This is a genomic window from Pseudomonas sp. NIBRBAC000502773 (assembly GCF_006517195.1).
Classification (GTDB): domain Bacteria; phylum Pseudomonadota; class Gammaproteobacteria; order Pseudomonadales; family Pseudomonadaceae; genus Aquipseudomonas; species Aquipseudomonas marginalis.
In genome coordinates, this window is record NZ_CP041189.1 from 6,188,376 (window position 1) to 6,211,358 (window position 22,983).

Genomic DNA, 22,983 nt, shown 5'->3' on the forward strand with positions numbered 1-22,983 from the left:
AACGCGGGGCAAGCCTGCTCGCCACAAGTAGCTTGCTCATGACCGGGTGATTACTTGTACAGCAGAATTTAAAGAGAGACCGGATGACCGATATTCCTCATTTCCCGTTGTCCGCCGTGGTCGCTGCCGACGACCTGAAACTGGCGCTGTGCCTGACCGCCATCGACCCGAAGATCGGCGGTGTGCTGATCGAAGGCCCGCGTGGCATGGCCAAATCCACCTTGGCCCGTGGTTTGGCGGATCTGCTGGCCAGCGGCCAATTCGTCACCTTGCCGTTGGGCGCCACCGAAGAGCGCCTGGTGGGTACCCTGGACCTGGATGCCGCGCTGGGGGAAGGCCGCGCGCAGTTTTCCCCTGGGGTACTGGCCAAGGCCGACGGCGGCGTGTTGTATGTGGATGAAGTCAACCTGCTGCCCGATCACCTGGTGGACCTGTTGCTCGACGTCGCCGCCAGCGGCACCAACCTGATCGAACGCGACGGCATTTCCCATCGCCATTCGGCGCGCTTTGTGCTGATCGGCACCATGAACCCGGAGGAGGGCGAGTTGCGCCCGCAGCTGCTGGACCGCTTCGGTTTCAACGTGGCGCTGAGCGGGCAGACGCTGCCGGCCGAGCGCGGGAAGATCATCCGGCGGCGCCTGGATTTCGACAGCGACCCCGCCGCGTTCTGCACCCAGTGGGCCGAACAGCAGGCGGCGCTGCGCGAGCGCTGCACCCAGGCGCGGGCGCGGCTGGACAGTATCGAGCTGGATGATCAGGCCCTGGCGCAGATCACCGAGCGTTGCTTTGCTGCCGGTGTCGACGGCTTGCGCGCCGACCTGGTCTGGCTGCGGGGCGCCCGGGCCCACGCGGCGTGGCGTGGCGCGGATACCATTGCCGAAGAAGACATCGAAGCGGTGGCGGAATTTGCCTTGCGCCACCGTCGCCAAGAGCAATCCCCACCGGCCAGCCCACCCAATCAAGGGCCGTCGCCGACACCCTCGGACACCTCGCCCGGCCAAGGCCAATGGGGCGATATGCCCGCACCGGCCCTGCCCACGGGTACGCGCCGAGACGTGCCCGCCTGGCCAAAAAAGCCCTAGGCATTCGCCCCCGACCTGACGCGGGGGCGGATGCCCGGCCCAAGGCGGGGCGACTGGACAACGGCAGGCAGGGCAAGGCACGCAGCGCACAGCAGGGTTCGATCAACTGGCCGGGCACCTTGCTCGGCGGCCGGCCGCACTCCCGTGGAGACCTGCGCTACCACCTGCGCAGCCGCTCGGCCCATGAGTTGTGGCTGGTGATCGTGGATGCGTCGGCGTCCACCCGGCGGCATCGTGCATTAACCGATGCGAAGGGCTTGCTCGCCCAGCTGTTTGACGACGCCTACCGGCAAAGGGCGCGCATGGCGTTGTTGACCGCCAGCGGCCAGGCACCGAAGTGGCAGGTACAGGGGTTGAAAGCTGCGAAAGGCCTGGCTGGCTGGCTGGATCAGCTGGGCGCCGGCGGTGGCACGCCGTTGCTGGCGGCGCTGACCGAGGCCGCGCATTGGCTGGTGGCGCGCCGCAAGCGTTATCCGGCCGAGCAGCAGCGTGTACTGGTGATCACGGATGGGCGCCTCAAGGACATCGGCGGGTTGCCGTTATTGGCGTGTGCGGGGTTGCTGGTGGATATCGAGCGCGGGCCGATCAGGCTGGGGCGGGCCCAGGAGCTGGCGGTGGGGTTGCAGTTGGATTATCGGCATATCGATGAGTTGTAGTGGCGGTACCACCGCCATCGGGGGCAAGCCCCCTCCCACATTTGATCGAGTACACCCATTTGGAATGCGGTCAGTGTGGGAGGGGGCTTGCCCCCGATGAGGCCCTCACATACACCACACCCTCCATCAGCCGGCCCCCGGCACATTCGGCCAAAGATTCGCCACCAGGAACAAGCGCTCGGCCTCCTCCCAATCCTCGCCGTTCTGCACCATGCGCACCAGCAACTGCGCAGGCGCCATCGGATCAAGGTCTGCCAACCAGGCCTGCATCTGTTCTTCGCTCCACACCTCATCCGCCGGGTAATGCGCTGGCGCCAGCCACGCATGCCGGGGCAACGGTTGCCAGCGGCCTGGCGCACTGGCGCTGACAAAATCCCGCCAGTCCCGCTGATGCAACCAGCGCCCGCGCAAATGCTGCGGATGGGCGCCGTGGGGCGGTTCGGCCAGCCCAGGCCAGGGATAGAGCAAATACCCGCCGAGCCACAGGTGCGCATCAAACTGCTGAATATCCAGGGCCGCCAACACCTCGCGGCTTTCTGCCCGCGCCGAGATCGGCAGTTGATGCTGGGCCAGGTGCGCCAGCTTGCGGTCCAGCCGATCATGGCAGCCTGGGCCCAGCCACTGCGCGGTGTCTTGGCCGTTGCCGTCCTGCGGGCCCAGGTAGAGTTTGATCGCCAGTTCCAGGTGGTGCACGCCATCGCGGTCGCGCAGCAGCATGTCCAGCTCGCCCAGGGTGTGCCCGGCGCGGCGGATCGGCAGGTTGGCGGCGAGCAACTCCACCCCCGGCGCATGCTGCACGGCGAACTGCCACAGGCGTTCGTAGTACAGGCCCAGGCGCCGGGTGCGTGACAGGCTCAACCAGTGCTGCAAGGCACGGCTGTCCTGGTCGAGTGCTCGTAGCCAGTGTTCAAGACGGTCGGGCGCCTGCACCCAGTCGCTGCCCGCCAGCGGGTGGCGCTGTGGCCACGGCGTCTGCGCGAGCATCGGCGGGGCGAGCATCACCCACGCCAGGTCGCGCACCTCGGGGTGGCGCAGCTGGCGGGGCAGGTTGTGCAAATCCGGGAACACAGTCATGGTCCGAGCATAGCCTTTTAACCGTTGCGCAGGGGGCTGAGAACCGTTGTCATCAAGGCTTCACGGCGACAAAGGATTTTGCCTGAGCCAGCCTTTCGCCCATAATCGTTTCTTTTTTGCCCCACCCCCAATCCCGCAGGAGCCCCATGGAGCAATTTCGCAATATCGGCATTATCGGTCGCCTGGGCAGTACCCAGGTGTTGGACACCGTCCGCCGGCTGAAAAAATTCCTGCTGGAACGCCACCTGCATGTGATCCTCGAAGACACCATCGCCGAAATCCTCCCCGGCCACGGCCTGCAAACCTCCTCGCGCAAGATGCTCGGCGAAGTCTGCGACATGGTCATCGTGGTCGGCGGCGACGGCAGCCTGCTCGGCGCGGCCCGGGCCCTGGCGCGGCATAACGTGCCGGTGCTGGGGATCAACCGTGGCAGCCTGGGGTTTCTCACCGATATCCGCCCCGATGAGCTGGAAGTCGAAGTGGCCAAGGTGCTCGATGGCCATTACCTGGTGGAAAATCGCTTCCTGCTGCAGGCCGAAGTGCGCCGCCACGGCGAAGCCATCGGCCAGGGCGATGCGCTCAATGACGTGGTGCTGCACCCCGGCAAATCCACGCGGATGATCGAATTCGAGCTGTATATCGACGGCCAGTTCGTGTGCAGCCAGAAGGCCGACGGCCTGATCGTCGCCACACCCACCGGCTCCACCGCCTACGCGCTGTCGGCCGGTGGCCCGATCATGCATCCCAAGCTCGATGCCATTGTGATCGTGCCGATGTACCCCCATATGTTGTCCAGCCGACCGATTGTGGTCGATGGCAACAGTGAGCTGAAAATCGTGGTGTCCAAAGACATGCAGATCTACCCGCAAGTCTCCTGCGACGGGCAGAACCATTTCACCTGCGCCCCCGGTGACACCATCACCGTGAGCAAGAAGGCGCAGAAGTTGCGCTTGATCCACCCGCTGGATCACAACTACTACGAAGTGTGCCGCACCAAGTTGGGCTGGGGCAGCCGCTTGGGGGGTGGAGGCGACTGATGCTCGATCCCGCGCGTAGCTACGACCTGATTGGTGACGTGCACGGTTGCGCTCATACCCTTGAGCACTTGCTCGACCAGATGGGTTACCACAAGCAGGGCGGCACCTGGCGCCATCCTTCGCGCATGGCGGTGTTCCTCGGCGATATCATCGACCGAGGCCCACGCATTCGCGAGGCGCTGCATATCGTCCACGACATGGCCGAGGCCGGCCAGGCGCTGTGCATCATGGGCAACCACGAGTTCAATGCCCTGGGTTGGGCCACACCGGCGCCGCCGGGCAGTGGCAGGCAGTTCGTGCGCGAGCACACCCCACGGCATGAGCGGCTGATCCATGAGACCCTGACCCAGTTCGAGCAGCACCCGGCCGACTGGCACGACTTCCTCGCCTGGTTCTACGACATGCCGCTGTTTGTCGATGCCGGGCGCTTCCGCGTGGTGCATGCGTGCTGGGATGACGGCTTTATCCAGCCGCTGCGCGCGACGTTCCCGGATGGCTGCATCGACCAGCACTTCCTGCAGGCCGCCGCCGTGCCCGGCAGCTTTGCCTGCAACGCCTTCGACCGCCTGTTGCGCGGCACCGATATGCGCCTGCCGGATGGCCTGACGCTGACCGGTGGCGATGGCCTGACGCGCTCGTTCTTCCGCACCAAGTTCTGGGAGGACGACCCTAAGACCTACGGCGACATCGTGTTCCAGCCCGACGCACTGCCTGAGCCGGTGGCGCGCACGCCATTGTCGCCCCATGAAAAAAACTCCCTGCTGCGCTACGGCGCCGACGAACCCTTGCTGTTCGTCGGCCATTACTGGCGCAGCGGCAAACCGGCGCCGATCCGCCCGAACCTGGCGTGCCTGGACTACAGCGCAGTGCTGTACGGCAAGCTGGTGGCGTACCGCCTGGACCAGGAAACCCGCCTGGATCCGCGTAAATTCGTATGGGTCGACGTTGAGCGGCCCGAGGTGATTGTATGAGTGCCGTGCCCGTATTGCGCTTGCCGTTGAGCGTCGACCTGGGCGGTTTCGTGAAACTGCTGCAACGCATGCAAGTGCCCCATCGCGTCAGCGAGGAAGCCGGCGAGCAGGTGTTGTGGGTGCCCGAGCCCCTCAGCGATGACGTGCGCGTGCTGTACCAGCGCTTTCCGGCCGGTGATCCGGACCGGCAACTGGATATTCCCGAACAGGCGCCGGTCACGCGTCCCGGCTTTGCCCAGCAGGTGCGCCATAGCCCGGTCACGGCGCTGGTGCTGCTGGCGAGCATCATCGTCGGCGCCGTGACCTTGCTCGGGGAAAACCTGCAGGCCATGAGCTGGCTGACCTTCCTGCCGTTCCGGGTGATGGGCGAGTACATCCAGTTCACGCCGTTCGCCGACATGTTGGCTTCCGGCCAATGGTGGCGGCTGTTCACGCCGATGCTGATCCACTTCGGCATCCTGCACCTGGCCATGAACGGCATGTGGTACTGGGAGCTGGGCCGGCGTATCGAAGTGCGCCAGGGCAGCATCAACCTGCTGGGCCTGACCCTGTTGTTCAGCCTGGTCTCCAACTACGCGCAATATGCCTACGGTGGCCCCGGCCTGTTCGGTGGCTTGTCCGGGGTGCTGTATGGCCTGCTCGGGCATTGCTGGATCTTTCAACTGCTCTCGCCCAACCCGGCCTATCGCTTGCCCCGTGGGGTGCTGGTGATGATGCTGGTGTGGCTGGTGTTGTGCCTGTCGGGGCTGGTGTCGATGATCGGCTTCGGCGAAATCGCCAACGCTGCCCATGTCGGCGGCCTGGTTATCGGTTGCCTTACCGGTTTGCTCGGCGGTTTGTATAACCGTCGCAAATCCTCTCTTTGATAAGGAAGAGCCTTATGTCCTCTTTTGCTGAAATGATCGAAAACATCACCCCGGACATCTACGCGAGCCTCAAGCTCGCCGTGGAAATCGGCAAGTGGTCCGATGGCCGCAAGCTCAGTGCCGAGCAGCGCGAGCTGTCCCTGCAGGCCATGATCGCCTGGGAGATCCAGAACCTGCCGGAAGACCAGCGCACCGGCTACATGGGCCCGCAGGAATGCCAGTCGAAATCGACCACCGTGCCGAACATCCTGTTCAAGTCGGATGCGATCCATTGATTGAAATTGGTCGCGGTGCAGTCAGCAAAATGTCGGCGCAACTCGGTGAGCCGACCGTTCAATACGCGTTTCGCCTGGGCGATACCGAGGTGCCGGTCAACCCCCTGATCGGCACCCATGTACGCCTGGAATACCTCGGTGCCATCCATTGCAGCCATTGCGGCCGCAAGACCAAGACCAGCTTCAGCCAGGGCTATTGCTACCCGTGCATGACCAAGCTGGCCCAGTGTGACCTGTGCATCATGAGCCCCGAGCGTTGCCATTACGACGCTGGCACCTGCCGCGATCCGGGCTGGGGCGAGACATTCTGCATGACCGATCACGTGGTGTACCTGGCCAATTCGTCGGGCATCAAGGTCGGCATCACCCGTGCCACCCAATTGCCGACGCGTTGGCTGGACCAGGGCGCCAGCCAGGCGCTGCCGATCATGCGCGTGTCGACACGCCAGCAATCCGGATTTGTCGAGGATGTATTGCGCAGCCAGGTGGCGGACAAGACCAACTGGCGTGCGTTGCTCAAGGGCGACGCGGCGGCGGTGGACCTCAAGCAGGTGCGCGACGAGTTGTTCGCCTCCTGTGCCGATGGCCTGCTGCAATTGCAGGAACGCTTCGGCCTGCAGGCCATCCAACCGGTAACCGACCTCGAACCGTTGGAAATCCGCTACCCGGTGGAGCAGTATCCAGCCAAGATCGTCAGCTTCAACCTGGACAAGAACCCGATTGCCGAAGGCACGCTGCTGGGGATCAAGGGCCAATACCTGATCTTCGACACTGGCGTTATCAATATTCGTAAGTACACGGCCTACCAGCTCGCCGTGCATCAGTAGAAGGATGCCACCCATGCGCACCGAACAACCGAAGATGATTTACCTGAAGGACTATCAGGCGCCGGACTACCTGATCGAAGAGACGCACCTGACCTTTGAGTTGTTCGAGGACCACAGCCTGGTCCACGCGCAGCTGGTAATGCGCCGTAACCCCGAGCGTGGCGCCGGCCTGCCGCCGCTGGTACTCGACGGCCAGCAACTGGAGTTGCTGACCGTCAACCTCGGCGACCAGGAACTGAGCGAGGCTGACTACCAGCTGACGGACAGCCACCTGACCCTGCATCCGACCCGCGAGACCTTCACGGTCGACACCAGCGTGCGCATCCATCCGGAAACCAACACCGCCCTGGAAGGCCTGTACAAGTCCGGCAGCATGTTCTGCACCCAGTGCGAGGCCGAGGGCTTCCGCAAGATCACTTACTACCTCGACCGCCCCGACGTGATGAGCACCTTCACCACCACGGTGATCGCCGAGCAACACCGCTACCCGGTGCTGCTCTCCAACGGCAACCCGATTGCCAGCGGTCCTGGTGAAGGCGGCCGCCACTGGGCAACCTGGGAAGACCCGTTCAAGAAACCCGCCTACCTGTTCGCGCTGGTGGCCGGTGACCTGTGGTGTGTCGAAGACAGCTTTACCACCATGACCCAGCGTGAAGTGGCACTGCGCATCTATGTCGAGCCGGAAAATATCGACAAGTGCCAGCACGCCATGACCAGCCTGAAAAAATCCATGCGCTGGGACGAAGAAACCTACGGCCGCGAGTATGACCTCGACATCTTCATGATCGTGGCGGTCAACGATTTCAACATGGGCGCCATGGAGAACAAGGGCCTCAATATCTTCAACTCCAGCGCCGTGCTGGCCCGCGCCGAAACCGCCACCGACGCCGCGCACCAGCGGGTCGAGGCGATTGTTGCCCACGAATACTTCCACAACTGGTCGGGCAACCGCGTGACCTGCCGCGACTGGTTCCAGCTGTCGCTGAAGGAAGGCTTTACCGTGTTCCGTGATTCGGGCTTCTCCGCCGACATGAACTCCGCCACGGTCAAGCGTATCCAGGACGTGGCCTACCTGCGTACCCACCAGTTCGCCGAAGACGCCGGCCCCATGGCCCATGCGGTGCGCCCGGACAGCTTTATCGAGATCTCCAACTTCTACACCTTGACCGTGTACGAAAAAGGCTCGGAAGTGGTCGGCATGATCCATACCTTGCTTGGCGCCGAAGGCTTCCGTAAAGGCAGCGACCTGTACTTCGAGCGCCATGACGGCCAGGCCGTGACCTGCGACGACTTTATCAAGGCCATGGAAGACGCCAACGGTGCCGACCTCAGCCAGTTCAAGCGCTGGTACAGCCAGGCCGGCACGCCACGCCTGGCGGTGAGCGAGTCCTACGACGCTGCGGCCAAGACCTACAGCCTGATCTTCCGCCAGAGCTGCCCGGAAACCCCGGACCGGGTCGAGAAACTGCCGTTCGTGATCCCGGTCGAGCTGGGCCTGCTGGACGGGCAGGGCGCGGGCATCGCCTTGCGCCTGGCCGGTGAAGCCACGGCCGGCGCCACGTCCCGTGTGATCTCGGTGACCGAAGCGGAGCAGACCTTCACCTTCGTCGACATCGCCGAACAGCCGTTGCCGTCGCTGCTGCGTGGCTTCTCGGCGCCGGTGAAACTGAGCTTCCCGTACAACCGTGACCAACTGATGTTCCTGATGCAGCACGACAGCGACGGCTTCAACCGCTGGGATGCGGGCCAGCAGCTGTCGGTGCAGGTGTTGCAGGAACTGATCGGCCAGCATCAGCAGGGCCAGGCGTTGCAGATGGACCAGCGCCTGATCACGGCCTTGCGCAGTGTGTTGAGCGACGAAAGCCTGGACCAGGCCATGGTTGCGGAAATGCTGTCGTTGCCGGGCGAAGCCTACCTGACGGAAATCAGCGACGTCGCGGACGTGGATGCCATCCACGCCGCGCGTGAATTTGCGCGCAGGCAACTGGCTGACAACCTGCATGAACCGCTGTGGTTGCGTTACCAGGCCAACCGCGAGTTGTCCAAGCAGACGCCTTACGTGGCGGCGGCCGAGCACTTCGCCCGGCGGGCCTTGCAGAACATCGCGCTGTCGTACCTGATGCTCAGCGGCAAGCCCGAAGTGCTGGCGGCGACCCTTGAGCAGTTCGACACCAGCGACAACATGACCGAGCGCCTGACCGCGCTGGCGGTGCTGGTGAACTCGCCGTTCGAAGCGGAGAAGGCCCAGGCGCTGGCGGTATTTGCCGAGAACTTCAAGGACAACCCGCTGGTCATGGACCAGTGGTTCAGCGTGCAGGCCGGCAGCCCGTTGCCGGGCGGGCTGGAGCGGGTCAAGGCGTTGATGGAGCACCCGGCGTTCACGCTCAAGAACCCGAACAAGGTGCGTGCACTGATCGGCGCGTTTGCCGGGCAGAACCTGATCAACTTCCACGCCGCCGACGGTTCGGGCTACCGCTTCCTGGCGGACCTGGTGATCCAGTTGAATGCGTTCAACCCGCAGATCGCTTCGCGCCAGTTGGCGCCGCTGACCCGCTGGCGTAAATACGACAGCGCGCGCCAGGCGTTGATGAAGGCGGAGCTGGAGCGCATTCGTGGGTCGGGTGAGTTGTCCAGCGATGTGTTCGAGGTCGTGAGCAAGAGTCTTGCTTAAATAAACCGCTTCGGTAAAAAAAACGGCCTGTTCAGGCCGTTTTTTTTGCCTCGGAGCTTCGTTCAAGGAGCGCTTTTTTGCTGCTGACGTTTCCTGGCAGAACGCTCTGCTAAGCTTCGGCACTTTTCCTTATTCGGTGGGATCAACGTGTCACGTACCACTCGTTTACTGACGTTGTTGCAGGCCCTGCGGGGCAAGAAACGCCCGGTGACCGCCGCCATGCTGGCGGCGCAATTGGAGGTGTCCGAGCGTACGCTGTACCGCGACATTGCCGAGTTGACCGCCCTGGGCGCGCCGATTTTCGGCGAGGCCGGGGTAGGGTATGTGCTGCGCAGCGGCCTGTTTCTGCCGCCCTTGATGCTCAACGCCGAAGAAACCGAAGCGATCGTGCTGGGCTTGCGTTATGTGGATCAGCGCGGCGATGACGTGCTCAGCCGTGCCGCCGCCAACGCCTTGGCGAAAATCGCCGATGTGCTCGACCCGGCGGCGCAGGAAGCCTTGCGCAACCCGACGTTGCTGCCCGGCCCGCCAGGGTTTGGCTACCCGGAAAACCGCGTGCCGCTGGATGTATTTCGCGAAGCGATTCGGCATCAGGACAAGCTGCATATCGACTACGCGGATGCCAGCCAGACCCAGAGTCAACGCCTGATCTGGCCCCTGGCCCTGGGATTTCTCAATGAGGTGCGGGTGATCGTGGCCTGGTGTGAGCTGCGCGGCGCGTATCGCACCTTTCGCACCGACCGTGTGGCGAGTGCCGAGGTCGTCGGCGAGCGTTATCCGGGGCGGCGCAGCGACTGGCTGCGGGCCTGGCGCAAGCTGATGGAGCAGAATGAATCCGGGCCGTTCACTCCTGACAAAAACTGACACACCCCTGGCTTAGCATGCTGCTACAACCACCTGAAAAGGAGCTTTGCCATGTCCCAGCCTGAATTGGCCCCCGCCATCGCCGCCTATATCGCGGCGACCAATACCCGCGACACCTCGGTCATTGCCCAGTGTTTTGCCGACGATGCCAATGTGTTCGATGAAGGCCAGCATCAGGTGGGCACTGCCGCCATTGCACGCTGGATGGAAGACACCGGGCGCCGCTACCAGCCGCGTGTCGAGGTGCTCAAGGTGCAGCACCGTACCGGCAAGGTGCTGGTCAGCAATGTGGTCTCCGGCAATTTTCCCGGCAGTCCGCTGGAGTTGCGCTACACCTTTCGCCTGGACGCGCAGGGCAAGATTTCACGGCTGGACATCTCCCTGTAGGTCATAATCGCGGGCATGACTTTCGACTCGCCCCTCGCTGCTTACCAACACGCCATTACCCAACAGGGTTTCGTTGCCGACGACGCCCAGCGCCGGGCGGTGGATGCCCTGCAAGCCTGTCATGCGGCCTTGCATCAAGGCCGTTCGCCCGTGACTGGCGTTTACCTATGGGGGCCGGTGGGGCGCGGCAAGACCTGGTTGATGGATCAGTTCTACCAAAGCCTGCGGGTGCCCGCGCGGCGTCAGCATTTTCACCACTTCATGGGCTGGGTGCATCAGCGTCTGTTCCAGCTCACCGGCACCCATGACCCGTTGCAGGCCCTGGCGCGGGAGCTGAGCAGGGAGGTGCGGGTGTTGTGTTTTGACGAGCTGTTCGTCAATGACATCGGTGACGCGATCATCCTTGGCCGGTTGTTCCAGGTCATGTTCGAGGAAGGTGTGGTGATGGTCTGCACCTCCAATCAACCACCGGCCCAGCTGTATGCCGATGGCTTCAATCGGGAGCGCTTCCTGCCGGGCATTGCGGCGATCGGGCGGCATATGCACGTGGTGGCGGTCGACGGTGGCGAGGATCATCGCTTGCACCCAGGCGTGGGCCGGCAGCGCTACTGGGTGAACCAGCCCGATGCGCTGGCGAACGTGTTCGCACAATTGGCCGAAGGCCAGGCGGTGAGTCGTGGTCCGGTCACCGTCGGCCATCGTTCCATCGTGTGCGTGCAGGCCAGTGACAGCGTGCTGTGGTGCCGCTATGCCGACCTCTGCGAACAACCCCTGGCGGCGATGGATTTCATCCTGCTGTGCGACCGCTTCAAGGCGATCCTGCTGGGGGAGGTGCCCAACCTGAGTGCGCAACAGCGCCCAGGCCGAATTGCCCGCGGCACCGAGGATGGGGTCGAGCGCGTGGTGGCCGGTGATCGTGAGTTGCCGCAGTTGTCGGTGCACGACGACAGTGTGCGTCGCTTCATCGCCTTGGTGGACGAGTGCTACGACCGTAAGGTGCCATTGTTCATCGACGCCCAGGTGCCGCTGGAGCGCCTGTATACCGACGGTTACCTGGCGTTTCCTTTCCGTCGCACCCTGAGCCGGTTGCAAGAAATGCAGCTGCAGCGCTTCGGCTGAGGCCTGTACGAAAAAAGCCCTGGATGGGCACTTTGGGTTTTTTTAGTGCCAAAGCCTTCGCGCTTTCGGGCGCACATTTGTAGTTAATCTCCTTCATCTGGTGCTGACTCCACGCTTACAATCGTGCCCCTCAAAGGGAACAGATTCCCTTGTAGTCGTGATCGAGGACGGAAATGGACACCCCAGATATCCTGGTGCTGCAAGCCAGCTACACCAATCCTGTACATGCCGAAGCCATTGCCAAGGTGCTTAACCATTACGCCGAAGACCCCATGGGCGGCGGCCATAGCCTGCCAGCCGACCTGCTGGAGCAACTGCCGGCCGAGTTGGCCAAGCGCCCCCATGCGTTCAGTGTGCTGGCGTTTGTCGGCGGTGAGCCGGCGGGTCTGGTGAATTGCTTTGAAGGGTTTTCCACCTTTGCCTGCCGCCCCTTGGTCAACGTTCACGACGTGGTGGTGATGAATGAGTTTCGCGGCTTGGGACTGAGCCAGAAAATGCTGCTGAAGGTCGAGGACATCGCCCGCCAGCGTGGTTGCTGCAAGATTACCCTGGAGGTGCTGGAAGGTAATGCCGTCGCCCAGTCGGCGTATCGCAAGTTTGGTTTTGATGATGCGAAGTTTGATCCGGCCCATGGGCGCATGTTGTTCTGGAACAAGCCGCTTTAATAAATAACCGGCGAAAAAAAGGGCGCCAGTAGAGGGCGCCCAATAAACCTTTGCCAACGGAGCGGAATGGCCCAGGGTGTTGCGGATTAACTAACGATTAACTTAACTCTTGGGTTGTTCCTGTTCGGTCGTATTGGTGTTCGGTGTCTTGCCGTCGGCGGACGCCGTTTGTTCAGTCGTGCCGTGAAGCGTCTGCTGCGTGAAGGTGAAGTTGTTGTAGAACTCCTTCGAGCGCTCCGAGCCGCCTTCGGCAAACGCGGCGGCGGAGCACAGGGTCATCAGGCTGGCAAGCATCAAGGTCGAGAGTTTCATCTGTGTTTACTCATTAAGTGTGATCGGTTATCTGCTCTGTCCTTGATCAGAATCGTGGGGCGATTCTGGTGCGATCTTATTAAGTGGGAATTAACGCGAGAAACATCCGAAGTTAACAATATCGTTAACTTCGGATGGCCGGCTTTAAAGCTTCCAGTCCAAGGCCAGCGTAATGGCGCGTGGGTCGCCCCAATACACGCCGTTATAAAAGCCGACGCGTTCGTAATACTTTTTATCGAACAGGTTGTTGACGTTAAGCGACGCTGAGACGTGCTCGTCGAATTGATAGCGGGACATCAGGTTGACCACCGTGTAGGCCTGTTGTGTGATCTTCGCCCGTTCGGTCACCGGTGTGTTGCCGACGCGTACCCCTGTAGGTCGGTTGCTCCAATCGTAAATGTCGCTCTGCCAGTTCACCGCACCGCCGACCGTGAGGTTGCGCCATGCCCCCGGCAAACGGTAGGCGCTGGAGACTTTCAGCAGGTTCAGCGGCTGCCCGGTGTTGTTGCGTTTGCCCGAGCCGTTGACCGAATGGGTGTAGGTATAACCGGCCGTCAGGTTCCAATCGGGCATGATTTCTCCGGCAGCTTCCAATTCGAAGCCGTTGACCTTGTTACCTTTGCCGCCGGACTTGTAGTACTCCTCCCCGGTGATGGGATTTGGTGGCACCGAATCGTCCCGCTCGGCGACGTTGTCCTGAGTGCTCCAGAAATACGCCGCCGCCAGGTTCAGGCGCTCCTCCAACACGCTGCCCTTGAGGCCCACCTCGTAGTTGCTACCGACCACGGGCTCCAGGTACTTCTTGTTGGCATCCCGCAGGCTCTGGGGTTTGAAAATGTCGGTATAGCTCGCGTAGACGGTGTACTCCGGCGTCAGGTCGTAGAGCAGGCCGGCGTAGGGCGTCCACATATCATTGTGGGTCTGGGAGGTCTTGTTGGTGGCCGTCAGTTGGTCGTTGGCGTTGTATTCGGGGGCCGCGCTTTTCAGTTCCCAACTGCCATAGCGGCTGCCCAGCACTGCATGCAAGCGGTCGGTGAGGCTCAGTCTCGTGGCCAGGTAGCCAGCCTTCTGTTGCTTGCTGCTGTGTTCGCCCTTGAGGTCGGTGACGGTGTCGCCGAACTTGGCGATCCCACCCATGTATTTCCAGTCTTCGATGGTGTAGTAGCTGGCGGGTAGGTTGCTGCGCATCACGGGGGAGACGTCCCGCTGCGTGGCCTCGCCATAGCCCATCATCAGTGCATGTTCGCGGCCCAGCAGTGCATAGCTGCCGGCGAGGTTGAGGTCGATGGCCTCCATTCTCGATGTGCCGCGCATGTGGCTGGCCCAGGCGGTCATGCCGCTGCGGTCATCGTTGGGGAACCCCGCACCGCCGTAGTACACCTTGCCGTCCGTGTCGCTCTGGCGATGGGTGTAGGCGGCCTTCACGTGCCAGTCGCCGCCCAGCCGATGGTCGAGGGTTGCGAAGGTGGTCTTGTCCGTCAGCGGCCAGGAACTCCAGTGCGCCGCCATATTGGTGGAACGCGACAGTCCGGCCTTGCCGCCCTCGCTGTTCCAGTACGGCACGGTGCCCCAGGAGGTGCCCTGGACCTGCTTGTTCTGGTAATCGAAACCTACGGCCAGCACGGTATCGTCGGAAAGATCGCCTTCCAGGATGCCGTAGCCGACCGCCCGCTGCAGGCCATAGTTGTCGCGGAACGATTGGCTGTCACGGTAGGCCAGCACCGTGCGCCCGCGCAGCTTGCCGTCGAACGCCAGCGGGCCGCCCACGTCCACGTAGCTGTAATAGTTGTCATGGCTGCCGGCGCTGACGCCTGTTTTCGCCTGCCATTGGGCCGTCGGGCGCTTGCGCACCATATTGATGGTGGCCGAGGGGTCGCCGGCGCCGGTGGTCAAGCCCGTGGCACCGCGTACCACCTCGATGTGGTCATAGATGATGGTATCGGCGTCGGACTTCATGTAGCCGAAGGTATTGAGCATCCCGTCAATCTGGAAGTTGGTGATGCCGTAGCCGCGGGAGGAATAGGACACGCGGTCGGAGTCGTTGTGCTGGACGTTGATCCCGGTGGTCTGGCGCAGCACGTCGGTCAGCGTGTTGAGATTGAAATCATCCATCTGCTGGCGAGTGATCACCGAGATCGATTGTGGGGTTTCCTTGACCGACAGGTTCAGGCGGGTGGCGGTGCTCATCGAGCCGGTGGTGTAGGCACCGGTGTGTTCGGTGGTGGCGCCCAGGCCTTCGGCGGAGATGTTGGTCGCGCCGAGTTCGAGCGGGGTGTGTTCGGGGTCGGTTTCAGCCAGCAGGTCCGGGCTCAGGGCGGCGCCGCACAGGCCGAGCGTGAGGGTCATGGAGCGGGTAAAAGGCGCGAACATCGCGGAAGACTCCTTGTCGTCTTTGCGGCCACCCCGGAAAGGGAAGGCCTTGGCTCAAAGACGAAAGGAGCGGGGGAACTTTAGGGCTAAACGAGAATGATTGTTATCTTTCTGTTACAAGGCCGGCGGTTCCTGCAGGACCACATCGGTCGGATTGGCCTTTTTCGGCTTGATCAGGCTGAAGTCGATCAACGCCTTCTGCTGGCGCATATAGGGGTTGCCGATCAGTTGCGGGCGGGGTTTGAAGCTGTCGCTCACCAGGCTTTTGCTGCGGTCGAGCTCGTTGAAACTGAGCCCGGCCAAGTCGGCCCAGGTGTGGATCAACTGCGAGCTGGTGTAGGGGCGTTGCAGGTCGCCGGCGAAGCTCCAGTCGTGGGTTTCACGCCATTTCGGTGAGGCGTAGGCCATGAACGGAATGGTGTACATCGGTGCCGTCGGCTTGCCTTCGTTACGCCCCAGGGTGGCGTGGCCGGCGGAATCGAACACGTCTTCGCCATGGTCCGACAGGTACAGCAAAAAGCCGTTGGGATCGGTCTTGGCGTAGTCCTTGATCAGGCTCGACACCACGAAATCGTTGTACAGCACCGCATTGTCGTAGCTGTTGTAGGTGGGCAGTTGATCGTCACTGATCCCGGCAGGTACACCCTGGCGGTCGGTGAATTTGTCGAAGGTCGGCGGATAGCGGTACTGGTAGCTCATGTGGGTGCCGAGCAGGTGCACCACGATGAACTTGCGCTCGGCCGGGTCGGCCAGGGCCTTGGAGAATGGCTCCAATACATCGCCGTCGTATTGGCGGGCGTTCTGGTTGCGGTTGTTGTTCAGATACACCTGCTCGTCGGCCTGTTCGGAAAAGGTCGTGAGCATGGTGTTGCGCTTGGTCATGGTCTGCTGGTTGGTGATCCAGTAGGTCTTGTACCCGGCCTGTTTCATCACGCTGACGATCGACGGTGTCTTGAGGTAAAGGTCGGGGTTCTCCTCGTCGGCGAACGTCAGTACCTGTTGCAGGGCTTCGATGGTATAGGGGCGCGGGGTGATGACGTTGTCGAACACCGCCAGTTGATCGCGCAGCTTGTCCAGCTCCGGCGTGGTGTTGCGCGGATAACCGTAGAGACTCATGCGTTGACGGTTGGTGGACTCGCCGATCACCAGCACCAGGGTCGACGGCTGGCCGGCCATGGTGTCCTTGAGGTTGGTCAAGGGCGCGATCTGGCTGGCGCTGTCGAGCATGCCTTGCATGTTGTCCAGCTGTTCGGTGTAGCGGCGGTAGGCAACGATCATCTGCCAGGGCACGGCCGGTTCGATGCGCGATTCGAAGCGGTCGATGGCGTCGTCCAGGGTGTCGCTGCGGGCAATCTGCTTGACCAGCGGGTAACCGATGATCGCCACCAGGATCGCCGTGGCCGCCACCAGGGCCTGGCCGCGCGGCAAATACACCGGGCGTACCCGGGTCCACAGGAAAATAGCCACGGCGGTGTGGGCAATGAACGCCAGCACGATCCACCAGGCGAAGTATTGGGTGGCGTACTCGCCGGCTTCGGAGATGTTCGATTCGAACATGATGAAGATGACGCTTTGGGAAAATTCCTGCTGGTAGATGAAGAAATAACCCAGGCTGGCCATGGAACAGGCCCACAGCACCACGCCGATCAGGGCAGCAAGCAAGCGCGTCCGGCGGGGGAATACCAGCAGGGGTGCGAGCCATATCGCACTCATGAAGAAGGCCTGGCGAAAACCACTGAAGCCAGAAGTGCCGCTGAGTTGGATCAGCAGTTGGGTAATGCCGGAGAAGTACCAGAAAAACACGAATAGCCAGGCAAGACCGGCCCAATCAAAGCCTTTCGCAGACTTGCTGCTGCGTTCGAACATCGCCATCCAGCGCTCCAACCCGGTAATTTTTCAGTCGACGCGCAGGGCTGCACGCAACAGAGGCCACCCTTGCATGGGATGGCCCTTGGGGGCGGGAGTATCGGGAAGGGCATGTGAAAACTTTGTGAGATTTATGTAGCCGTTATCTTACAAAGTGATGACGGGCTCAGCAGAGCGCGGGCTGCGCACCGGAAGGCTGGTCCAATTGGGCTTGAATGATATGAGCACGCAGGCGCATGACCTCAAGCTGCAACTGATCGCGTTCGTCTTTCAACTGGCGCAATTCATCGCGACGGAGTGTGACGTAGAGGGTCTGTGGAGGACGGGTCATCTGTGCTGTGCTCATTGCTTGCCTCGCAAATAGCCGGTGTGTCGCGGTGTGCCAGAACGCTTGAGTCGAGGTTCTCGGCAACAGTCGGAAGCAATTCTGAATTCTTTTTCACCTCAATGGAACTTTTTTATTTTTGGTGGTCGTGTGACTTTCGGGGGCGTGATGGTGAAACGATGGCAACTTTTTCCCATGAAACTACACGGATCTGCCCTGGACTAACCCTCATTAGCCTCATTGCGCTATAAACTATGTCACACATTTATTCAGTAGTTGGGAGCATCAGCACATGCAACTGGGGATTATCGGACTAGGCCGCATGGGCGGGAATATTGCACGGCGCCTGATGCTCAATGGGCATACCACCGTTGTTTACGACCGTAACGAAGCATTTGTCAAAGGTTTGAGCGAAGAGGGCGCCACCGGCGTTGCCGACTTGAAGGCCCTGGTGGCCGGGCTGCAGAAACCGCGTGCCGTCTGGGTGATGTTGCCGGCAGGCGACCCCACCGAAAACACCATCAATGAACTCAGTGAGCTGCTGGAAGACGGTGACGTGATCATCGACGGCGGCAACACCAACTATAAGGATGACGTACGTCGCGGCAAGGCCCTGGCTCAAAAGGGCCTGCACTATGTCGATGTCGGTACCTCCGGCGGCGTCTGGGGCCTGGAGCGTGGCTACTGCATGATGATCGGCGGCGACACCGAGACGGTGCAGCGCCTCGACCCGATCTTCGCCAGCCTGGCACCGGGCCTGGGCAACATCCCGCGCACCAAGGACCGTTCCGCGTCGGCTGACAAGCGTGCCGAGCAGGGCTACATCCACGCCGGCCCGGCGGGCTCCGGGCATTTCGTCAAGATGATCCACAACGGCATCGAGTACGGGATGATGCAGGCGTTTGCCGAAGGTTTTGACATCCTCAAGACCAAGAACTCGGAAAACCTGCCAGAAGACCAGCGCTTCGACCTCAACGTTGCCGATATCGCCGAAGTCTGGCGCCGTGGCAGCGTGGTCTCGTCCTGGTTGCTGGACCTGACCGCCGACGCCCTGGCCACCGACCCCAAACTGGACGGTTACTCCGGTTCCGTGGCCGACAGTGGCGAAGGCCGCTGGACCATCGAAGCCGCCATGGAACAAGCCGTGCCGGTGCCGGTATTGTCCACGTCGTTGTTCGCGCGGTTCCGCTCGCGCCAGCAGAGCACCTACGGTGACAAGATGCTGTCTGCCATGCGCTTTGGCTTTGGCGGCCACGTGGAGACTTCCAAAAAATGACCGCCAACGGCAAGAAACTCAAGGCCGAACCTGCTCCACCCACCACCCTGTTCCTGTTTGGCGCCCATGGCGACCTGGTCAAGCGCCTGCTCATGCCGGCGCTGTACAACCTCAGTCGTGATGGCTTGCTGGGCGATGGCCTTCGTATCGTTGGCGTTGATCACAACGCCATCAGTGATGCCGACTTCGCCAAGAAACTCGAGGACTTTATCCGCACCGAGGCCGCAAGCAAGGTCAAGGGCAATGGGGATAACGCCCTCGATCCGGCATTGTGGGCGCAACTGGCCAAAGGCATCAGCTACGTCGAGGGCGATTTCCTCGATGACAGCACCTACGCCGACATCGGCAAGAAGATCGCCGGCAGCGGCACCGGCAACGCGGTGTTCTACCTGGCCACCGCACCACGCTTCTTCAGTGACGTGGTGCAGCGCCTGGGCAGTGCCGGCCTGTTGACGGAAACCGATGACAGTTTCCGGCGCGTGGTGATCGAGAAGCCCTTCGGCTCCGACCTGGCCACCGCCGAAGCGTTGAACGCCAGCCTGCTCAAGGTGATGAGCGAGAAGCAGATCTATCGCATCGACCATTACCTGGGTAAGGAAACGGTCCAGAACATCCTCATCAGCCGTTTCTCCAACGTGCTGTTCGAAGCGTTCTGGAACAACCATTACATCGACCACGTGCAGATCACCGCCGCCGAAACCGTCGGCGTGGAGACGCGAGGCAATTTCTTCGAAAAAACCGGCACCCTGCGCGATATGGTGCCCAACCACCTGTTCCAGCTGCTGGCGATGGTGGCCATGGAGCCCCCGGCCGCCTTTGGTGCCGATGCGGTGCGCGGTGAAAAGGCCAAGGTCATCGGTGCGGTACGCCCGTGGTCCCTGGAAGACGCGCGGGCCAACTCGGTGCGCGGTCAATACACCGCGGGCGAAATCGCCGGCAAGCCATTGCCCGGTTACCGCGAAGAAGCCAACGTCGCTCCCGACAGCAGCACCGAGACCTTCGTTGCCCTCAAGGTGATGATCGATAACTGGCGCTGGGTCGGCGTGCCGTTCTACCTGCGTACAGGCAAGCGCATGAGCGTGCGCGACACCGAGATCGTGATCTGCTTCAAGCCGGCGCCCTATGCGCAATTCCGTGACACCGAGGTGGACGAGGTCAAGCCCACCTACTTGAAGATCCAGATCCAGCCCAACGAAGGCATGTGGTTCGACCTGCTGGCGAAAAAGCCCGGGCCGACCCTCGACATGGCCAACATCCAGCTGGGCTTTGCCTACAAGGACTTCTTCGAAATGCAACCGTCGACCGGGTACGAAACCCTGATCTACGACTGCATGACCGGCGACCAGACCTTGTTCCAGCGCGCCGACAACATCGAAAACGGCTGGCGTGCAGTGCAACCGTTCCTCGATGCGTGGAAGGAGGACGACGGGATCCAGACCTACAGGGCCGGTGAAGACGGGCCTGCAGCGGCTGACGAATTGCTGGCGCGCGATGGCCGCACCTGGCACTCGCTCGGATGAGTGATGCAGCGATTCATCCCATCCGTTTTATCCTCAGCGACGTGGACGGCACCTTGCTGCATCCGGATCACAGCCTGAGCCAGCGCACCGCCGATGCGGTGAGCGCCCTGCGCGCGGCCGGGGTGTTTTTCAGCCTGGCCAGTGGACGACCACCCAAGGCCATGCTGCACCTGATCGAGACATTCGGGATCGATGTGCCGGTCGCAGGCTTCAACGGTGGCACCTTGATCAACCCGGATGGCAGCATCCTGGTTGCCCACCATCTGCCGGCAGAGGCGGCGCTGGTGACCTTGGCGCTGTTCTCGGCCGAGCCGGATGTGGAAGTGTGGGTGTTTGCCGACGGTGACTGGCTGCGCCGTGGTCCGCCAGGGCCGGTGGAACCACGCGAAGCCCATGGCCTGGGGTACGGGCCGGTAGTGGTGGAGAGTTTCGAGCCCTACTTGGAGCGTATCGACAAGATCGTCGCCGCGAGCAACAACACCCCATTGCTGGTGACGTTGGAAGCGCAATTGCAGCCCAAGGTCCAGGGCTTGGCCCAGGTGTCGCGTTCGCAGCCGATTTATTTGGATGTGACGGCCATGCTGGCCAACAAGGGCGAGGCGTTGAAGACGCTGGCGGCGCACCTTGGGGTGCCTCTGGAGCAGACGGCGGCCATCGGGGATGGGGGCAATGACCCGGCGATGTTTCAGGTGGCGGGGTTGTCGATTGCCATGGGGCAGGCGGAAGAAGCCGTCAAGCGTCAGGCCAGCGTGGTCACCGGCAGTAATGTCGAGGATGGCGCTGCCGAAGCAATCGAGCGGTTTATTCTCACGGCGCGATAAATCTCTAACGTTGTATTGCGCAACTTGCGACCACTGTTTTGCAGTGATCGCAAGTTAGCCGCGATTTACTTCGGCATGGCCCAGGACTGCAACTGGTAGCCATCTTTGTCGAGCTCGGCGCGGGCTTGCAACAGCAAGTCTTCCAATTGCGCCGGGTCGCTATAGGTGTTCGACGACAATTGTTTGCTGCCGATACGGGTATTGGTGCGGTCGATCACACTCAGGCTCAGGGCGCCGTTGCCGTCGTGCCAGGCCACGCATTGAAAGGGCTGGAAAGCACGGTCTGCGATCAAAAGAGCTTCGTTGATGCGGAGCGGGGCGTTCATGTGGGTCTCTCTCTAAATGCCCATTCAAGTGAGTACCGGCGGTTGGGCTGACCGTGCGGCGGGTTACTTGTACTGATGCGCGATGACGGGGGGCGGGTCACATGTTAGAGCAACAAATTTCAACTTTTCCTGATTGATGTCATGTAAGCGGCTGTTTTGAAAGCTGAATGAAAGTTTTAGCGCGGCGCAACTTTTTAGCTCAATGCATTGTTTGATGGCTTTTTACCCGCTGTTATAGCGAAATGGTACAAGGCCTGCGTCAAGATCTTGCTAGTGTTAGCGCTGGTCGTCACAACACATTGTTTCTAAATAACTTTAACAATTTTGACGCCAAGGAATAGTCATGGTTGTTACACCCGTGCAGCGCCGCTTACTCGTGGTTGACCCTTGTGACGACTGCCATGGCTTATTACCCGGTTTGCGCACGGCAGGCTGGGAGGTCGACAGCTGTGCCCTGGAGGCGGTAGGTGACCGATCCTGTGATGTCGGTTTGCTGCGGCTGCAGCCTTACCATCTGGAGCGTCCGGAAGCGGTCAAGGAACTGATTGGCCGCAGCGGCACCGAATGGATTGCTGTGCTCAGCCAGGATGTATTGCGCTTGCAAAATGTCGGTGATTTTGTCTGCGAGTGGTTTTTCGATTTTCATACCTTGCCTTTCGACGTGTCTCGGGTCCAGGTCACCTTGGGCCGGGCGTTCGGCATGGCGCGCCTGCGCGGCAAGGGGCACACTCCGGTCGATGAGCCCGAGCATGAGCTGCTCGGTGACAGCCGCCCGATTCGCGAATTGCGCAAGTTGTTGTCCAAGCTGGCGCCCACGGAGTCCCCGGTGCTGATCCGTGGCGACAGCGGCACCGGCAAGGAGCTGGTGGCCAAGACCCTGCACCGCCAATCCCAGCGCCATGCCAGGCCCTTTGTCGCGATCAACTGCGGCGCCATTCCCGAACACCTGATCCAATCCGAACTGTTTGGCCATGAGAAGGGCGCGTTTACCGGTGCCCATCAACGCAAGGTCGGGCGCATCGAAGCGGCCCATGGCGGCACCCTGTTCCTTGACGAAATCGGCGATTTGCCCATGGAACTGCAAGCCAACCTGCTGCGCTTTCTCCAGGAAAAGCAGGTCGAGCGGGTCGGTGGCAGCCAGCCGATTCCGGTGGACGTGCGGGTGTTGGCGGCCACCCACGTCGACCTTGAAGCGGCGGTCGCCAAGGGCGCTTTCCGCGAAGACTTGTACTACCGGCTCAATGTGCTGCAGGTGGTCACCGCGCCCTTGCGCGAGCGCCATGGTGATGTGGCGATGCTGGCCAACCACTTTTCACGCTTCTACAGTCAGGAAACCGGCCGCCGCCCCCGCAGCTTCAGCGATGACGCCCTGGTGGCCATGGGGCAACACCCGTGGCCGGGCAATGTGCGCGAACTGGCCAACCGCGTGCGCCGCGGCCTGGTACTCGCCGAAGGGCGCCAGATCGAGGCCGCCGATCTGGGATTGCTGGGCGAGCAGGCAATTTCGCCACCCATGGCTACACTGGAAGACTATAAGCACCGTGCTGAACGCCAGGCGCTGTGCGATGTGCTCAACCGGCATAGCGACAACCTGAGTGTCGCGGCCCGTGTGCTGGGGATTTCCCGGCCGACGTTCTACCGGTTGCTGCACAAACACCAGATCCGCTAGGGCG

The 22,983-nt window shown here is 61.8% G+C and carries 22 protein-coding genes; 16 read left to right on the plus strand and 6 right to left on the minus strand.

The features are described from left to right. Positions 1–83 precede the first annotated feature (83 nt). Both NIBR502773_RS28355 and NIBR502773_RS28360 read left to right on the plus strand, forming a co-directional pair. Complete coding sequence (locus tag NIBR502773_RS28355; RefSeq protein WP_141157528.1) at positions 84–1,082, plus strand: ATP-binding protein; 999 nt, start codon at positions 84–86, stop codon at positions 1,080–1,082. A 53-nt stretch (positions 1,083–1,135) separates the two neighbouring features. Further along, entirely contained in the window at positions 1,136–1,738 is a 603-nt protein-coding gene (locus tag NIBR502773_RS28360) for a VWA domain-containing protein (RefSeq protein WP_065941749.1), read from the plus strand. 126 nt (positions 1,739–1,864) lie between these two features. Here NIBR502773_RS28360 and NIBR502773_RS28365 read toward each other — a convergent pair whose 3' ends face one another. After that, entirely contained in the window at positions 1,865–2,812 is a 948-nt protein-coding gene (locus tag NIBR502773_RS28365; protein WP_141157529.1) for a DUF1853 family protein, read from the minus strand. A gap of 146 nt (positions 2,813–2,958) precedes the next feature. Here NIBR502773_RS28365 and NIBR502773_RS28370 point away from each other — a divergent pair, with 146 nt between their 5' ends. From NIBR502773_RS28370 to NIBR502773_RS28415, 10 genes are all read left to right on the plus strand, one after another. After that, on the plus strand, positions 2,959–3,849 hold the full coding sequence (locus NIBR502773_RS28370) for an NAD(+) kinase (RefSeq protein WP_003217892.1): 891 nt from the start codon (positions 2,959–2,961) through the stop codon (positions 3,847–3,849). Continuing rightward, the gene (locus tag NIBR502773_RS28375) at positions 3,846–4,820 is read left to right on the plus strand and encodes a metallophosphoesterase (protein WP_168166846.1); all 975 of its coding nucleotides are present in this window, start codon (positions 3,846–3,848) and stop codon (positions 4,818–4,820) included. Before NIBR502773_RS28370 ends, NIBR502773_RS28375 begins: the two co-directional genes overlap by 4 nt. Beyond that, positions 4,817–5,686, plus strand: coding sequence for a rhomboid family intramembrane serine protease (locus NIBR502773_RS28380; RefSeq protein ID WP_141157530.1), 870 nt, complete (start codon positions 4,817–4,819; stop codon positions 5,684–5,686). The genes NIBR502773_RS28375 and NIBR502773_RS28380 overlap by 4 nt, the downstream gene beginning before the upstream one ends. A gap of 14 nt (positions 5,687–5,700) precedes the next feature. Beyond that, a complete protein-coding gene (locus NIBR502773_RS28385) occupies positions 5,701–5,961 on the plus strand; it encodes a YeaC family protein (protein ID WP_027606465.1) in 261 nt (86 codons plus the stop codon). Then, a complete protein-coding gene (locus tag NIBR502773_RS28390; protein WP_141157531.1) occupies positions 5,958–6,788 on the plus strand; it encodes a DUF2797 domain-containing protein in 831 nt (276 codons plus the stop codon). Before NIBR502773_RS28385 ends, NIBR502773_RS28390 begins: the two co-directional genes overlap by 4 nt. A 13-nt stretch (positions 6,789–6,801) precedes the next feature. Next, a complete protein-coding gene (pepN, locus tag NIBR502773_RS28395; protein WP_141157532.1) occupies positions 6,802–9,459 on the plus strand; it encodes an aminopeptidase N in 2,658 nt (885 codons plus the stop codon). A 147-nt stretch (positions 9,460–9,606) separates the two neighbouring features. Beyond that, positions 9,607–10,323 (plus strand): YafY family protein, encoded by a 717-nt coding sequence (locus tag NIBR502773_RS28400; protein WP_098479700.1) that lies wholly within the window; start codon positions 9,607–9,609, stop codon positions 10,321–10,323. A gap of 51 nt (positions 10,324–10,374) precedes the next feature. Further along, positions 10,375–10,710, plus strand: coding sequence for a nuclear transport factor 2 family protein (locus tag NIBR502773_RS28405; RefSeq protein ID WP_065927894.1), 336 nt, complete (start codon positions 10,375–10,377; stop codon positions 10,708–10,710). 15 nt (positions 10,711–10,725) lie between these two features. After that, positions 10,726–11,829, plus strand: coding sequence for a cell division protein ZapE (zapE, locus tag NIBR502773_RS28410; protein WP_141157533.1), 1,104 nt, complete (start codon positions 10,726–10,728; stop codon positions 11,827–11,829). A gap of 173 nt (positions 11,830–12,002) precedes the next feature. Further along, entirely contained in the window at positions 12,003–12,494 is a 492-nt protein-coding gene (locus NIBR502773_RS28415; RefSeq protein ID WP_027606459.1) for a GNAT family N-acetyltransferase, read from the plus strand. 102 nt (positions 12,495–12,596) lie between these two features. Here the strand turns inward: NIBR502773_RS28415 and NIBR502773_RS28420 are convergent, their stop codons facing one another. From NIBR502773_RS28420 to NIBR502773_RS30685, 4 genes are all read right to left on the minus strand, one after another. Next, complete coding sequence (locus NIBR502773_RS28420; RefSeq protein ID WP_141157534.1) at positions 12,597–12,806, minus strand: hypothetical protein; 210 nt, start codon at positions 12,804–12,806, stop codon at positions 12,597–12,599. Between the two features lie 144 nt (positions 12,807–12,950). Beyond that, complete coding sequence (locus NIBR502773_RS28425) at positions 12,951–15,176, minus strand: TonB-dependent siderophore receptor (RefSeq protein WP_141157535.1); 2,226 nt, start codon at positions 15,174–15,176, stop codon at positions 12,951–12,953. A 114-nt stretch (positions 15,177–15,290) separates the two neighbouring features. Then, positions 15,291–17,048, minus strand: coding sequence for a phosphoethanolamine transferase CptA (locus tag NIBR502773_RS28430; RefSeq protein ID WP_115486229.1), 1,758 nt, complete (start codon positions 17,046–17,048; stop codon positions 15,291–15,293). 160 nt (positions 17,049–17,208) lie between these two features. Further along, complete coding sequence (locus tag NIBR502773_RS30685; protein ID WP_162844261.1) at positions 17,209–17,373, minus strand: DUF6026 family protein; 165 nt, start codon at positions 17,371–17,373, stop codon at positions 17,209–17,211. Between the two features lie 286 nt (positions 17,374–17,659). Here NIBR502773_RS30685 and gnd point away from each other — a divergent pair, with 286 nt between their 5' ends. From gnd to NIBR502773_RS28445, 3 genes are read left to right on the plus strand one after another with little or no spacing between them, the layout of a single operon-like run. Next, positions 17,660–18,643, plus strand: coding sequence for a phosphogluconate dehydrogenase (NAD(+)-dependent, decarboxylating) (gene gnd, locus NIBR502773_RS28435; protein ID WP_027606455.1), 984 nt, complete (start codon positions 17,660–17,662; stop codon positions 18,641–18,643). After that, the gene (gene zwf, locus NIBR502773_RS28440; RefSeq protein ID WP_141157536.1) at positions 18,640–20,163 is read left to right on the plus strand and encodes a glucose-6-phosphate dehydrogenase; all 1,524 of its coding nucleotides are present in this window, start codon (positions 18,640–18,642) and stop codon (positions 20,161–20,163) included. Before gnd ends, zwf begins: the two co-directional genes overlap by 4 nt. Continuing rightward, positions 20,160–20,984, plus strand: coding sequence for an HAD family hydrolase (locus tag NIBR502773_RS28445; RefSeq protein ID WP_141157537.1), 825 nt, complete (start codon positions 20,160–20,162; stop codon positions 20,982–20,984). Before zwf ends, NIBR502773_RS28445 begins: the two co-directional genes overlap by 4 nt. 65 nt (positions 20,985–21,049) lie before the next feature. Here the strand turns inward: NIBR502773_RS28445 and NIBR502773_RS28450 are convergent, their stop codons facing one another. After that, positions 21,050–21,310 (minus strand): hypothetical protein, encoded by a 261-nt coding sequence (locus tag NIBR502773_RS28450; RefSeq protein WP_032887053.1) that lies wholly within the window; start codon positions 21,308–21,310, stop codon positions 21,050–21,052. Between the two features lie 343 nt (positions 21,311–21,653). Between NIBR502773_RS28450 and NIBR502773_RS28455 the strand changes: the two genes are divergently transcribed. After that, a complete protein-coding gene (locus NIBR502773_RS28455; protein WP_115486227.1) occupies positions 21,654–22,979 on the plus strand; it encodes a sigma-54 dependent transcriptional regulator in 1,326 nt (441 codons plus the stop codon). Positions 22,980–22,983: the final 4 nt, after the last annotated feature.

Excerpts from the sequence above, each read along its gene's own strand:
- NIBR502773_RS28405 (WP_065927894.1), top strand. The coding sequence starts at position 10,375 with ATGTCCCAGCCTGAATTGGCCCCCGCCATCGCCGCCTATATCGCGGCG.
- NIBR502773_RS28430 (WP_115486229.1), bottom strand. The coding sequence starts at position 17,048 with ATGGCGATGTTCGAACGCAGCAGCAAGTCTGCGAAAGGCTTTGATTGG.
- NIBR502773_RS28450 (WP_032887053.1), bottom strand. The coding sequence starts at position 21,310 with ATGAACGCCCCGCTCCGCATCAACGAAGCTCTTTTGATCGCAGACCGT.
- NIBR502773_RS28415 (WP_027606459.1), top strand. The coding sequence starts at position 12,003 with ATGGACACCCCAGATATCCTGGTGCTGCAAGCCAGCTACACCAATCCT.
- gnd (WP_027606455.1), top strand. The coding sequence starts at position 17,660 with ATGCAACTGGGGATTATCGGACTAGGCCGCATGGGCGGGAATATTGCA.
- pepN (WP_141157532.1), top strand. The coding sequence starts at position 6,802 with ATGCGCACCGAACAACCGAAGATGATTTACCTGAAGGACTATCAGGCG.
- NIBR502773_RS28455 (WP_115486227.1), top strand. The coding sequence starts at position 21,654 with ATGGTTGTTACACCCGTGCAGCGCCGCTTACTCGTGGTTGACCCTTGT.
- NIBR502773_RS28355 (WP_141157528.1), top strand. The coding sequence starts at position 84 with ATGACCGATATTCCTCATTTCCCGTTGTCCGCCGTGGTCGCTGCCGAC.
- zapE (WP_141157533.1), top strand. The coding sequence starts at position 10,726 with ATGACTTTCGACTCGCCCCTCGCTGCTTACCAACACGCCATTACCCAA.
- NIBR502773_RS28380 (WP_141157530.1), top strand. The coding sequence starts at position 4,817 with ATGAGTGCCGTGCCCGTATTGCGCTTGCCGTTGAGCGTCGACCTGGGC.
- NIBR502773_RS28365 (WP_141157529.1), bottom strand. The coding sequence starts at position 2,812 with ATGACTGTGTTCCCGGATTTGCACAACCTGCCCCGCCAGCTGCGCCAC.
- zwf (WP_141157536.1), top strand. The coding sequence starts at position 18,640 with ATGACCGCCAACGGCAAGAAACTCAAGGCCGAACCTGCTCCACCCACC.
- NIBR502773_RS30685 (WP_162844261.1), bottom strand. The coding sequence starts at position 17,373 with ATGACCCGTCCTCCACAGACCCTCTACGTCACACTCCGTCGCGATGAA.
- NIBR502773_RS28445 (WP_141157537.1), top strand. The coding sequence starts at position 20,160 with ATGAGTGATGCAGCGATTCATCCCATCCGTTTTATCCTCAGCGACGTG.
- NIBR502773_RS28420 (WP_141157534.1), bottom strand. The coding sequence starts at position 12,806 with ATGAAACTCTCGACCTTGATGCTTGCCAGCCTGATGACCCTGTGCTCC.
- NIBR502773_RS28425 (WP_141157535.1), bottom strand. The coding sequence starts at position 15,176 with ATGTTCGCGCCTTTTACCCGCTCCATGACCCTCACGCTCGGCCTGTGC.
- NIBR502773_RS28385 (WP_027606465.1), top strand. The coding sequence starts at position 5,701 with ATGTCCTCTTTTGCTGAAATGATCGAAAACATCACCCCGGACATCTAC.
- NIBR502773_RS28370 (WP_003217892.1), top strand. The coding sequence starts at position 2,959 with ATGGAGCAATTTCGCAATATCGGCATTATCGGTCGCCTGGGCAGTACC.